Source organism: Bradyrhizobium sp. S69 (assembly GCF_009766005.1).
In the GTDB taxonomy this organism is placed as follows: Bacteria; Pseudomonadota; Alphaproteobacteria; order Rhizobiales; family Xanthobacteraceae; genus Bradyrhizobium.
Genome location: NZ_LMUK01000002.1, coordinates 37,752 through 50,148 on the forward strand (window position 1 = coordinate 37,752; position 12,397 = coordinate 50,148).

15 protein-coding genes and 1 pseudogene are annotated in these 12,397 nt (G+C 63.0%); 12 read left to right on the top strand and 4 right to left on the bottom strand.

Annotation, left to right across the window (positions count from 1 at the left end):
- Positions 1 to 23: 23 nt before the first annotated feature.
- Both GSQ88_RS00275 and GSQ88_RS00280 read left to right on the top strand, forming a co-directional pair.
- Positions 24 to 818, top strand: a complete 795-nt coding sequence (locus GSQ88_RS00275; protein ID WP_159005226.1) for an adenylate/guanylate cyclase domain-containing protein — start codon at positions 24 to 26, stop codon at positions 816 to 818.
- A gap of 63 nt (positions 819 to 881) precedes the next feature.
- Positions 882 to 1,091: a hypothetical protein gene (locus GSQ88_RS00280; RefSeq protein ID WP_159005227.1), complete on the top strand. Its 210-nt coding sequence runs from the start codon at positions 882 to 884 to the stop codon at positions 1,089 to 1,091.
- A gap of 63 nt (positions 1,092 to 1,154) precedes the next feature.
- Here the strand turns inward: GSQ88_RS00280 and GSQ88_RS00285 are convergent, their stop codons facing one another.
- Positions 1,155 to 1,832 carry a DUF599 domain-containing protein gene (locus tag GSQ88_RS00285; RefSeq protein ID WP_159005228.1) on the bottom strand — a complete coding sequence of 226 codons (678 nt, stop codon included), beginning with the start codon at positions 1,830 to 1,832 and terminating at the stop codon, positions 1,155 to 1,157.
- Between the two features lie 239 nt (positions 1,833 to 2,071).
- Here GSQ88_RS00285 and GSQ88_RS00290 point away from each other — a divergent pair, with 239 nt between their 5' ends.
- The 5 genes from GSQ88_RS00290 to GSQ88_RS00310 all read left to right on the top strand — a co-directional run bounded on the left by GSQ88_RS00290 (position 2,072) and on the right by GSQ88_RS00310 (position 5,271).
- Positions 2,072 to 2,728 (top strand): glutathione S-transferase family protein, encoded by a 657-nt coding sequence (locus GSQ88_RS00290; RefSeq protein ID WP_159005229.1) that lies wholly within the window; start codon positions 2,072 to 2,074, stop codon positions 2,726 to 2,728.
- A 112-nt stretch (positions 2,729 to 2,840) separates the two neighbouring features.
- Positions 2,841 to 3,209 (top strand): YidB family protein, encoded by a 369-nt coding sequence (locus GSQ88_RS00295; protein WP_159005230.1) that lies wholly within the window; start codon positions 2,841 to 2,843, stop codon positions 3,207 to 3,209.
- A 212-nt stretch (positions 3,210 to 3,421) separates the two neighbouring features.
- The gene (locus GSQ88_RS00300; protein WP_159005243.1) at positions 3,422 to 3,625 is read left to right on the top strand and encodes a hypothetical protein; all 204 of its coding nucleotides are present in this window, start codon (positions 3,422 to 3,424) and stop codon (positions 3,623 to 3,625) included.
- Between the two features lie 153 nt (positions 3,626 to 3,778).
- Complete coding sequence (locus tag GSQ88_RS00305) at positions 3,779 to 4,765, top strand: hypothetical protein (RefSeq protein WP_159005231.1); 987 nt, start codon at positions 3,779 to 3,781, stop codon at positions 4,763 to 4,765.
- A 68-nt stretch (positions 4,766 to 4,833) separates the two neighbouring features.
- Positions 4,834 to 5,271, top strand: a complete 438-nt coding sequence (locus GSQ88_RS00310; protein ID WP_159005232.1) for a DUF1489 family protein — start codon at positions 4,834 to 4,836, stop codon at positions 5,269 to 5,271.
- Between the two features lie 60 nt (positions 5,272 to 5,331).
- On the opposite strand, the gene tolA is transcribed toward GSQ88_RS00310, so the two are convergent.
- Entirely contained in the window at positions 5,332 to 5,721 is a 390-nt protein-coding gene (gene tolA / locus GSQ88_RS00315) for a cell envelope integrity protein TolA (protein ID WP_159005233.1), read from the bottom strand.
- 90 nt (positions 5,722 to 5,811) lie between these two features.
- Positions 5,812 to 6,663: a pantoate--beta-alanine ligase gene (gene panC, locus GSQ88_RS00320; protein WP_159005234.1), complete on the bottom strand. Its 852-nt coding sequence runs from the start codon at positions 6,661 to 6,663 to the stop codon at positions 5,812 to 5,814.
- Positions 6,664 to 6,926: 263 nt separating this feature from the next.
- Here panC and GSQ88_RS00325 point away from each other — a divergent pair, with 263 nt between their 5' ends.
- The 5 genes and pseudogenes from GSQ88_RS00325 to GSQ88_RS00345 all read left to right on the top strand — a co-directional run bounded on the left by GSQ88_RS00325 (position 6,927) and on the right by GSQ88_RS00345 (position 11,139).
- Positions 6,927 to 7,850, top strand: a complete 924-nt coding sequence (locus tag GSQ88_RS00325; protein ID WP_159005235.1) for a division plane positioning ATPase MipZ — start codon at positions 6,927 to 6,929, stop codon at positions 7,848 to 7,850.
- A 24-nt stretch (positions 7,851 to 7,874) separates the two neighbouring features.
- On the top strand, positions 7,875 to 8,012 hold the full coding sequence (locus GSQ88_RS00330; protein ID WP_159005236.1) for a hypothetical protein: 138 nt from the start codon (positions 7,875 to 7,877) through the stop codon (positions 8,010 to 8,012).
- Between the two features lie 467 nt (positions 8,013 to 8,479).
- Positions 8,480 to 9,385 (top strand): annotated as a pseudogene (locus tag GSQ88_RS00335) (alpha/beta fold hydrolase); the annotation flags it as partial.
- 180 nt (positions 9,386 to 9,565) lie between these two features.
- Complete coding sequence (locus GSQ88_RS00340; protein ID WP_246735008.1) at positions 9,566 to 10,339, top strand: VWA domain-containing protein; 774 nt, start codon at positions 9,566 to 9,568, stop codon at positions 10,337 to 10,339.
- A 68-nt stretch (positions 10,340 to 10,407) separates the two neighbouring features.
- Positions 10,408 to 11,139, top strand: a complete 732-nt coding sequence (locus GSQ88_RS00345; protein ID WP_159005238.1) for a DnaJ domain-containing protein — start codon at positions 10,408 to 10,410, stop codon at positions 11,137 to 11,139.
- A gap of 361 nt (positions 11,140 to 11,500) precedes the next feature.
- Here GSQ88_RS00345 and GSQ88_RS00350 read toward each other — a convergent pair.
- On the bottom strand, positions 11,501 to 12,397 hold an 897-nt coding region (locus GSQ88_RS00350; protein ID WP_174247875.1), incomplete at its 5' end, for an SPOR domain-containing protein.

Genomic DNA, 12,397 nt, shown 5'->3' on the forward strand with positions numbered 1-12,397 from the left:
AACGGTCGATCGGCCGCACGTTCATGCCCAAATTCCTTCGCATCGGTCTGCATCAGTCGAACGTTTCCGGATACACCTCGAAGGCATGGTGCATTCGCCGGGTCGGCTCGACGGTTTTCCTGAAGTGGGGCGCCGTCGAGGTCCATGGCGTCGGCGATGGACGAAAGGTCTACTGGACGCTTCCGCCGCGGGACAAGACGGTTCGTTGCGGTACGGTGCAGCGTGCCACGGACTATGCAAAGAACGCCATCGCGCGGCGACGCAACCATCGCTATGAACCGCTGACGGGCAATATCGCGAACCGGCGGAAGACCGCCGATCGTAGCGCCGAACTCAAACAAGCGCTCGCCACCATCCTGATCGTCGATATCGTCCGCTCCACCGAGAAAGCCGCGCGGCTCGGCGATTCGCGCTGGACGCAGGTGATGAAGCACTATTACGCCGCCGTCCGCAGAGAGCTGAAGACCGTGCGCGGCAAGGAAATCGTAACGACGGGAGACGGGCTGCTGGCGACGTTCGGCGCGCCGGCTGCCGGGGTCCGTTGCGCGACCGCGATCCGCGAGGCCGTGCGCACGCTGGGGCTGGAGATCAGGGTAGGGCTGCACGCGGGCGAATACAAAGTGAGCGGGACGGAGGTGTTCGGTCTCGCGTTCCACATCGGCACCCGCGTCGCCGCGAAAGCGCGGGCCGGCGAAATCCTGGTCTCGAGCGCGGTCAAGGATCTGATGTCGCAATCCGAAATCCGCTTCACCGATCGCGGCACGCACCAACTCAAAGGCGTGCCCAAGCGATGGCGCCTGTACCGGGTCGAACATTGAGGTGTCTTGTTCTAATTCGCAAGAGACGGCGAACGTACGCCGCCGCATCACGAAAGCAGAAAAATGGAACGCGCGTTAGCGGAAGAAATGGTCCATGAACTATTGGCGATCGGAGAGAATCTCAGTCGCCTGAACGATTTGATCGAAGCCCATATCGCGGAAGAGGCGCTGAAAAAGAAGTTTAAAATACCTCTTGGAGAGGCAATGGCAGGCGGCGTGGTGTTGTTATTGCCTATTATACGGCTCTACCCCGATCTGGATCCTGATAAATAGCTTCGGTTAATACCCAGCGAAGCCGCGTACTTCGCTTCGAACGTTGCTTAGCCTCACCCCGCGCTAGCTCTCCATCGCGCGCCAGGCGCTCGAGGCGAACTGCCGTCGCCATATCACGATCACCACGGCGGCGGTGGTCAGAAACAGAACCCAGGGACTGACGAACCAGCCGAGATAGCCGAGCGCGAAGAAGAAGGCGCGCTGGCCACGGTTGAAATGCCGGCCGGCGGCTTCGAACAATCGGGTGGTCCTCATGACATGCGCTTCGGCTTCCGGCGTGTCGCGTTGCTGGGCCAGCGGCATCGCGCCGATCAGGATGGCCACGTAATTGAACAGCCGGTAGGCCCAGGCGAACTTGAAGAAGATGTAGATGAAGATCAGGATCAGCCCGACGCATTTGAGCTCCCACAGCGCAGGCGAAGGCCTGAGGTCGATCGGCAACGCGCCCAGCACCCCCAGCGCCTCGTTGGTCGAGCGCAACAGCGCCAATCCGCCGCCGACTGCGATCAGGCTCGTCGAGGCGAAAAAGGCCGTGCCGTTCTGCAGCGAGGCCATGATCTGCGTATCGACCATGCGGGCCTCGCGGTCGAGCAGGCGCCGGATCCATTTCTCGCGGTAGACATGCATGCGCGCGGACAGGCTGTCGCGCCCATAGGCCGAATGCTCCAAGGTCACGGCGTAGACCGTCCATTCCAGGATGAAGAAGCCGACCGCCAGAATATCGACCGTATATGCCGCCATATCGCTGTCCCCCGAAGCCGCAATGCTGCCACGAGAGGACACTTCACGGCAACGGCCGGCAGAGCAGGATGACTTATCTTCGAATCGTCATCCCGCTCTATCTTTTTGTTTGAGCATGATCTTTTCGGAAAACCGGTTTCCACTTTTCCGGATCATGCTCTAACGCGCCAGGCAAGGGAGAGGCTTGAATGCCCGGTGAGCCGCATGGCATGATATCGGCCGCAACAGGATTCCTTCACATGACGCTGAAGCTTGTCATCGGCAACAAGAACTATTCGTCGTGGTCGATGCGGCCGTGGCTGGCGCTGCGCGCCAATGACATCGCCTTCGAGGAGGTCTTTATCCCGCTTTATACCGGGGAGGCCGACAAGCAGCGGATTCTCGAGGTGACGCCTTCCGGCAAGGTGCCGGCGCTAGTGGATGGCGACATCACGATCTGGGATTCGCTCGCCATCATCGAATACGCCGCCGAGCGGTTTCCGCAAGCCAGGCTGTGGCCGGAGGACCGCGCCGCCCGCGCTTATGCGCGTTCGATTTCGGCGGAGATGCATTCAGGCTTTGTGACGCTGCGCAGCGAATGCGGCATGAACCTCCACCGCCCGGTCAAAGCGATAGCGCTGTCGGCCGATGCGCGCGCCAATATTGCGCGCATCGAGGAGATCTGGATCGAATGCCGCGACCGCTATGGAAAATCCGGGCCGTTTTTGTTCGGCGCCTTCAGCGGCGCCGACGCGATGTTCGCGCCGGTGGTGCATCGTTTTCGCACCTTTGCGATCGAGCTGGCGCCGCAGGCTTTGGACTACATGAAGACCATGATGGCGCTGCCGGCCTTCCAGGAATGGACCCAGGCAGGCCTTGCCGAGACCATCGTCATCGAGAAATTCGAGACGGTGTGAGGCCGGCTTTCGTAGCCCGGTACCACGGCGCCCGCCGTCATGATGCCTTGACGGATCGCCGCTAAAGCGGTCTGAATCCGGTAAGCGGTTTAACGCGAAAAGGACTTTGACCATGGGAATTCTCGATTCATTGGAAAACTCGGACGCGTTCAAGGGCCTGCTTGGCCAGCTCGAGGGGGCGGTGCTTCCCGCCGTGTTGAGCGAAGTGCTCGGCAATAACAGCCAGGGCGGGCTCTCGGCGATCGTCGCCAAGCTGCAGCAGGCCGGCCTCGGCGATCAGGTCAAATCCTGGATCGGCAACGGCCAGAACCTGCCGATCACCGCCGAGCAATTGCAGCAGGTGCTGGGCAGCGACACCGTCAAGCAACTGGCCGCGCGGTTCAACATTCCGGTGGATCAGCTCGGTCCGATTCTGGCGCAAATGCTGCCCAAGGCGGTCGACGGCGCGAGCCCCAATGGCCATCTCCCGGCGTCCGCCTGAGGCCACCGATTTGGGCCGTTCCGGAGGGCCGCCAGCGGATTCCTCCGGAACCCCCGGAAACGCAATTATCGCACTGAAAAACCTGCAAAATTCGCGCATTTGCTATGCCCGGATGTAACTGGCCAATTTGGCCGGCATCGGCTAGATTATGGCGGGGTTTTTCAGCCGGCCACAGCAGCGGGACCGTGAGCTTGACCGGCGTTCTCAGCCGTATGGAGAGGGCGTTGCCACACAAATTCACCGTTGGAGAAACCGTCTATTTTACTGCCAGCAATGTCGCGCGTCCGGCCGCCACCGGCACCTATGAGGTGATCCGGCTGTTGCCGACCGACGGCGATGACTGCCAGTACCGGATCAAAAGCTCGACCGAGGCGTTCGAGCGGGTGGCCAAGGAAAGCCAGCTCGCGATGTCCTGACCGCGCGGCTCGTTTACTGACGGCGTGGTGAAGCGATTGCCGTTTCACCGCCGTCAAAAGGCCCGGTTCGGAGCCCCATTCTGCTTATGCTTAATTACAATCGACATTCAGTTTCGCAGAATGCGTTCGATGCTGCGTTGAGGGACACCGCACATGAACTGGGCTTGGGCAACTTCGCTCGATCAAGTCTGGCGCTCGCCAGCATTTCCGATGTGGCTGACATTGGCCGCGGCGGGATTCTTCGGGATCATCGTTCTGGTCACGCTGCTGCGCGCCGATAAATCCGTCGCCAACGGCGCGCTGACCGTGATCGCGCTGCTCGCCATCGGCATCACATGGGCCACCACCGTTCGCGGGCTCGGTCCCGCGGCCGGAGCCGGCGCTGCCGGGCAACCGCCATCGGCGGTACAGGTCACCGCCGCGCTGCCGGCCTTGTCCTGCGTCGACGATATCGCGGGAGAAACCGTGTTGGCGGCCTGCGAAAAGACCTTGTTCGGATCGGCTGAGTCGACCGCCGCGGCGGTATCCTATGCGGCATCCCGGCTGACGCGGCTGACCGCGCTCGGCGATGTCGCCGCCGCGAACCGCAACATGACGCCCGAACTGCAAGCGCTGCGCCATTCGATCGAGCGCGACCGCTATGGATTGGCAGCTTACGTGCTGCTTGCCCGCGATCACTGCACGCCGTCGGATTGCGCGGCCTTCCGGGCGCTGACCGACCACAACCAGATCGTGGCGAACATGGACGAGCGGGTCTATGACGGCCTGATCGTCCGTTACGCGGCGTCGTGGAACGCGCCCGCGCCGGTTGGAGTGGTCGCGGCGTTGCCGTCATCGATGCCGACGGGCAAGCCCACCAATGCCGAATTCCCCAGCGCGGCCTCGACCCCGCCGGTCAGCATCATGAACCCGGAGCCCAGTCCCGGCCAGGCTGCGGCGCGCGCGGCGGCCGCGGCAGCGGCGGCCAACACGGCGTCGACACGGCCAGCCGCAGCACCGCGTCCGGCGGCAGCCCCCGGAGCGGCGCCAACGCTGGCAGCGGTGGCGAAAAAGCCCCCGCCGAAGCCGCGTCCACCGGTTCAGGTTGCGCCGGCTCCTGCGCCAGCGCCGGCGACGACTCCCGCGGCCTCGAACGATTGATGCTTTCCATCGCCGGTGCCGATCGTTAACGTTCGGCTGGTTCGAAATCTCAATTCACAAGAAGAGTAATGCCGCTTCATATCATCAAGCTTGCCGTCGGTTGTGAGTCCGTCAAGGAGCTGAAGAGCTGGGTCGCGGAGCGCATCCGAACCGCCAAGCAAAAGGGCCTGCCGCCGCATCACATTCATATCACCCGCATGACGCCCAAGCGCGTCGACGAGGTGCTCGACGGCGGCTCGCTGTATTGGGTGATCCGTGGTGAAATCGCGGCGCGCGAAAAGCTCATCGCGATCGAGCCGTTCCGCGACAAGGATGGCATCGGACGCTGCCGGCTGGTGATGCAGCCCAAGGTGATCCCGGTGATGCAGCGGCCGATGCGGGCGTTCCAGGGCTGGCGCTATTTCGCCCACAACGACGTCCCGCCGGATCTCGGCTCGGCGGCCGCCGGCGTCGCGGCGATGCCCGAGCCGTTGCGGCGCGAACTGCGCGATCTCGGATTGCTTTAGAGCGTTCGCTTGGGCTTGAAACGGCTTCGGGCAGACCAAAAAACGTTCGCCGCTGCCGGACTACCGGTGAATTATTTGTCCATAGACAAATACCGGGGCAAAGTATTTCCACTCGTCGTAATACTCCGCTGGTAACTTATAGGGCTGACACTCGATAATCGCCCGCACGGCACTGTCCAGCAACGTGCGTGGTTGGGATGCCGCTGTTTTTGGATCGGGAACCGGCGATCCGTCGAGGGTGCCGTCTGGCTTCAATTTTATTTCAAAGGCGACGTCGATTCTTGGGCCATCTTTGACGCCATCGAGCTGTTTCCAGCACCGTCCAACCTGAGACTGGAACATCGCCCCCCATTTTGCCGCGTGATTTTGGGCGGCCTGCTGGGCCTTTGCCGGTGATGTAGCCTGAGCTGCAAGGATTGATAGGACACAAGCCAGAAGACGAAACCGCATGCGCTTCTCCCCGAGTTGGAAACCAAAAACCCATCGCTCTGAGTGTCGGCCGCGCGAGCGCCTTGGAGCAGCGCGGTGTGTCGGCAGCCCCTAAACCGCGACGTTGTCGATCAGCCGGGTCTTGCCGAGTTTTGCCGCGACCAGAATCCGCATCGGTCCGTCTTTCAACGAACCGACCGGCGCCAGGGTTTCGGCGTGGCGCACCTCGAAATAATCCAGCGTGAAGCCTGCTTGCGTGATCATCTCGGCGCTGCCGGCCATGGCCGCTGCGACATCATCGCCGGCCCGCAAGCGCCGGACGCTTTCCTTCATGGCGCGGTGCAAGACCGGCGCGGTCTGCCGTTCCTGCGCCGACAGATAGACGTTGCGGGACGACATCGCGAGGCCGTCGCGCTCGCGAACGGTTCGCGATCCCACGACCTTGACGCCGAGGTCGAGATCCCGCGCCATCCGCGCCACCACCCGCAATTGCTGGTAGTCTTTCTCGCCGAAGATCGCGAAGTCGGGCCGCACTTGCGTGAACAGCTTGCCGACCACGGTGGCGACGCCGCCGAAGAAATGCGGGCGGAAGCGATCCTCCAGCCCGGCGACCGCCGGACCCTCCGGCACCACCCGCGTGGCAAAGCCGTCCGGGTACATCGTCTTGACGTCCGGATTCCAGATCAGGTCGACATCCTCGGCGGCGAGCTTGGCGACGTCGGACTTCCAGGTGCGTGGATAGGAGCCAAAATCCTCTGAGGGTGCGAACTGGGCGGGATTGACGAAAATCGAGACCACGACCTTCGCGGCGCGGCGCTTGGCCAGCCGAACCAGCGACACATGGCCGTCATGGAGAGCTCCCATGGTCGGCACCAGCGCCACCGTCGACTTTCGCAAGCGAAGATGATCGAGCGCGCGATGTAACGCGGGGATATTGCGGGCGACAATGGGGCTTCGCGACATAGGGGCTCGATCTCTGGGGTCTCGGGAACGCGGCCGGTTCTGGCTCGCGGGCGGGGAGGCCCGTTCTATCAAGGCGGACGCGGCCTCGCCAAGCGGACTGTCGGCGATGTCACACACATACTGCTCATGGCAATGCTAATCGGGTCGCAGCCGGCGCCCGCGATTCATGATTAAGGCGGGTAGTCGAGGTTTCGAGGTCTTCGTCGTGCATTTCACTTGACCGGCGTCGCGCGTAATTTGAAGATATCCACCGGGGCCGAAACATGTTGGTGCAGACTACGCAAGGGCGGTCCGGTTCGGCTCATGTGGTCGTGCTGGGCAATGAAAAGGGCGGTTCGGGCAAATCGACCACCGCGCTGCATATCGCTGTCGCCCTGATGAAAGCCGGCCAGCGCGTGGCCACCATCGACCTCGATTGCCGCCAGCAGAGCTTTACCCGCTACATCGAAAACCGGCGTGCCTGGGCGCGCCGCACCGGCCTCGATCTCGAAGTTCCGGTGCACCGCTGCATCAAGCTCGGCGAGACCATGCAGATCGCCGACAATGAGTCCTCCGAGTTTCAGCAGTTCATGGATGCGGTGAGCGCGATCGAACGGACCTTCGATTTCCTCGTGATCGATACGCCGGGTTCGGACTCCTATTTGATGCGCCTGGCGCATTCGATGGCCGATACGCTGGTGACTCCGATCAACGACAGTTTCCTCGATTTCGACGTGCTGGGCACGGTCGATCCCGCCAATTATTCCGTGACCGGCGAGAGCCATTATGCCGAGATGGTGCGCGATACCAGGCGCAAGCGCCGTCAGCTCGATGGCGTAAGCTGCGACTGGATCGTGGTCCGCAACCGGTTGTCGATGCTGGGATCGCGCAACAAGCAGCTCGTCGCCGACAGCCTCAACGACCTGTCGTTCCGGCTCGGCTTCCGTTCGATCGACGGTTTTGCCGAGCGCGTGGTCTATCGCGAGTTTTTCCCGCGCGGGCTGACCGCGCTCGACGATCTCGATGAGGCCACCCTGGGCAGGCGCCCGAGCATGGGCCATGTCACGGCCCGCGAAGAGGTCACCAGCCTGCTGCGTCAACTGAAGCTGCCGCTCGACGAGCGTGGCCGGCGTCGCGCCGCCAACCGCGCCGAGTGGTTCAATCAGCTCGACAAGCCGCTCGAGCTGCACGACATCATCGGCGCCTGATCGGGTGATACTACGCCGATCGCCGTGACGCTCATCGACCTGTGCGCGACCGGCAAGTATCTCGACGAGGTCGTGCTCGACGCAGGCGCGGCGAAATTCGCGGCGCGGATCGTCGTCCTCGATTCGCGAAACGTCGCTATCCTGATGGTGGTGCCGCTGTGACGCGCCACGCGTCACTTGCCCCTCTTGGCAATTAGCTGGAGCCAAAGGCCGCCGGGACAGGCGGGGCGCTGAAGTCCGCCGTGGGCCATTTTAGAGGCCGCTCCGCGTGCCGCCTTTGTCTTTTCGCAAGTGCGAAGATTGCTGCAGCGCCGAACAATGCCCGCATATCCCGGGCGTTTTGTGTAACTAAATATGTCGCGACGGGTTTTACCCGGCATTTACTGAAGACTTGAACCCAACCTTCATAGGCGGCGTCCTAAGGATTGGAGGCTAGGCAGTACAAATCGGTCGATTGTGCACCTGCACAAGGAATGGGTGCATCGCACAACGATCAGGCGGTCATTTCACAACATTTAGCCTTCCTGTCACGTCGCTGTTACGTATAGTTTACGAGTGCCAGCGGATCGCAAGGTCCCGCAAGCGGGTTTGGAAGTTTCTTAGGTTGGGAAGTTCTTGGGTTTGAAGTTCTTGGATTTGAAAGCCCCGCACACGGGTTTTCGCCAGGTACGTCGAGGACGAACATGAAACGTGGAATAACCGTTCTGCTTTCGCTTTGTGTGCTGGTCACGCTCGCCTATTTCACCGCGAGCAAATGGGCGATCCGGCATCAGACGATCACCTGGATGGATCCGGCGCGCAACAACCGCCCGGTCGAAGTTGATATCGCGGTACGCCGCGACAAGGAGATGCTGGCGAACGCCGACATGATCACGTTGCCGGTCGCAATACTCAACCACGGCAACACCGTCAAATTCACCGAATATTCTTTCGTCGCAAACGTCTTCGCCGCGCGCGGTTATCTCGTCGTGAGCATTCAGCACGATCTGCCGACCGATGCGCCGATGGTGACCAAGGTGGGCGAGATCTATGCCGGGCGCTTGCCGCAATATCAGCGCGCCGTCGCCAACATCAGGTTTGCCATCGACGAGATCAAGCAAATGCAGCCGAATGCGGATTATGATCATCTGACCATGGTCGGACATTCCAACGGCGGCGATATCACGATGTATTTCGCCAAGATGTATCCCGACGAGATCAAGAAGGTCGTGACGCTGGATAATCTGCGGGTGCCGTTCATGACCGACGCCAAGTTCAAGATCCTTTCCTTCCGCTCCAAGGATCCGGTGTTCAAGCCCGATCCTGGCGTCGTGCCCGACGAAGCTATCTGCGAGAAATCCGGCATTACCATCGTGCAGACCGCCTACCAGCACACCTGGATGAGCGATCGCGGACCGGACGAGGTCAAGTCGAATATCCAGGGGCAGCTCGACAAGTTCCTGGAGGATGACAGCCCGCTCAAGCCGGTGCTGACGGACATGCCCAAGATCACCGAGCCGGGGCCGGTCGCGCTCTACTCGCCCGTCAAGAACTGACGCTCCGCGCCCACGTCAAGAACCGACGCTCCGCGTCATCGGTCGATCCTGATCCGAAGCGCTTTGCTTCCAGGTCTGCTGAACGGAAACGTCTCGCCTGGAACGATTGGCGGGCCGCCCGCGCATTGACCGCCGCCCGACCGCTCTCCACATAGGCATGCAGCCATCAGCGAGTGCGGCATGTCCAGCGAACCCGTCAAACCCAGATCCGCAAACCAGTCGTCGGCTGCGAAAGGCTTCGCGTCGGGCAAGGATCTGGCATCCGGCAAAGACCCATCGCTGCCGTCGGCTTCGGAGGACATCGCCGCCTTTGTCGCCAGGGCGCGCGCGATGTCGCCGCATGCCACCGGGGCGAAGGGAAGGCTGGTGTTCGCGCTCGACGCCACTATGAGCCGGCAGCCTACCTGGGACATGGCCTGTGCGCTGCAGGCTGACATGTTTCGCGAGGCGGCAGCGCTCGGCAGTCTCGACATCCGTCTCGTCTATTATCGCGGCCTCAACGAATGCCGCGCCTCCGGATGGATTTCCGACAGTGCGCAACTGGCCCGGCTGATGGGCAAGATCGATTGCCGGGGCGGCAATACCCAGATCGGCAAGGTGCTGTCCGAAGCGCGGCGTGAGGCGGTGGCCTCCGCGATCCGTGCGGTGGTGTTCGTCGGCGATGCGATGGAGGAGGCGGTCGACGATCTCTGCGCCAAAGCGGGCGAGCTTGGCCTGCTCAAGGTTCCCGTCTTCATGTTCCAGGAGGGTCACGACGGTGCGGCCGAGCAGGCGTTTCGCGAGATCGCCCGCCTGACCGGCGGCGCGTGGTGCAGGTTCGATCCCGGCGCCGCCGCCCAGTTGCGCGACCTGCTGCGCGCGGCTGCGGCCTATGCCGCGGGTGGCCGTGAGGCGCTGCTCCGGCTGGCGAAAACCGCCAACGGAGCGGCCACGCTGCTCGGGCAGATGAAGTGACCCAGGGCCTGCGGCAACGTCGCCGCAGCCGGTATGCTTTTTAGCGTTGGCCGCGCTATATTGAGGCCATGCCCACCCTGATCGCCGGCGCTGTCGCCGTTATCCTGCTCTACTCGCTGCTACAGATGTTCCGGGCGGCCAATCCGGCCGTGCTGGCGCGGGCGGTCAAGATCGCCGGCGGCGTGCTGGCGCTCGCGGTGGCGGCGTTTACCGGTCTGCGGGGCGAGCTTGCGGTCGCGATCCCGATCGGCCTGTTCGGCGCCGGGCTGCTCGGCTGGGCACCGATGAGCGGATCGGTGTTCGGTCCGGTCGGCAGGCTGTTCGGCGGCTTAGGAGCAAAGCGCTCGGCGGGGCAGGCCTCGCGGGTGCGATCCCAGTTCCTCGACATGACGCTGGACCACGACAGCGGCCAGCTGAACGGCCAGATCGTGGCCGGGCCATATGCCGGTCATTCGCTGGACGAGTTCGACCTGCCGCAATTGACGGCGATGATCTCCGGCTTCGACGCCGAAAGCGTGGCGTTATTTGAAAGCTATCTGGACCGCCGGTTTCCCGCCTGGCGTCAGAACGCGCAGGGCAACGCGGCAGGGGGGCAGGGCCGCGCGGCGGCGAGCGGCAAAATGACGAACGAGGAGGCCTATCAGATCCTTGGCCTGCAGCCGGGAGCGGGGCGCGACGAAATCAGCCGGGCGCACCGCGGGCTGATGAAGAAACTGCATCCCGACCAGGGGGGCTCGACGTATCTCGCTGCCCGGGTAAACGAGGCCAAGGATACTTTGCTTCGCACGCATCACAGATAACTCCGGCAACGCTATCAAACGCTACAAACCGAGAGTTGCTTCTGCTTTCCGCTCTGTCGATGCCCCGTTACCGCCCGCCGTTGTCCGGCGTGGTCGATCTTTCGTGTCTCCAGTTGTAGCCGCCAAATCTTGACGAGAGGTTTGCGCTCCGGGATTTCCCTTAAGCATGATCGATTTTCCTGCCGCTTAAACGCGGAGCGTTTGCCGGGAGATCATGCGCAAACAAGGCGATAGCCGACGCGCATGATTCAACCGTTGAACACAAAGCCGCCCCTCAAACGCAAAAGTCGTCTGGCGCGAGGCGCAGACGACTTTTGTGTTCTTTCGCGTGTTTTGTTGGCTGCGATCGCAGCCGTTGCGATCAGTTCTTGACGGTGATGCAGGAAATCTCGGAGCGCTTCAGGGTCCGGCACACGGCTTCGGCCTGATCGCGGTCGAGGCCGGCGAAGCGGGCGCGAAACAGCTTGCGATCGCCTTTGGCGACCACCGCTTCGGTGAACGGGTCGGCCTTGCTGAGCAGGCCACGGGCCTGACTGCGCGCCGCATCGATGCGCTCGCGCGCTTCGCTTTCGCTCTCGAGCGCGCCGACCTGGATGATCCACCCGGTGTGGGCGGCGACCGGCCTGATGGCGCCGTTCTGTTGAACCGCTTGCGGCTGCGGCGGCGCGGCGTAAGCCATCGCCTGCGAGGGCGGGGAGGCCGGTACGCTCGATGCCGGCAACACGCCGAGCACGCCGTTTCCGGTGCCGAACCTTGCCGGCTGCGGCGGCATTTCGGCCGCGTCAACCCGGGCGGTTTCCGCCTTGGAGACGACCGCGCCTGAGGTCTCCGGCACATCCGGACGCGCCATCGACGAAATTGAATTGGTGACGGGCGCGCCGGCCTGCGACGGCGTGGCGGCCGAGGCGACCTTGACCTGTCCGGCCTTGATCTGGACGGTCTTGACCTTGACCGGCTTCATCGGCTCGGACGAACCCGGTATGGCCGCGATTGACTGGCTTTGAATAACCCCGCTGCTCAACGGCGCCGGCTCGGGCTTGGCTTGATCGAGCTTGGCGTGATCGAACTTGGCTTGGGCCGGCGGCATCGCCGCGGCGGCCGCGGCGAGGACGGAGGGTCTCGCGATCGAACGCGTCGGCGGCAGCACGGTGGGCTCGGAAGAGGCGGATGCGACCTGAACCGCGCCCTGGACCTGCACCGCCTGGGTCGGCCGCGATTGCGCTTCGTCTTCAGCAACGTCGGCGTTGGCATCGGCGGG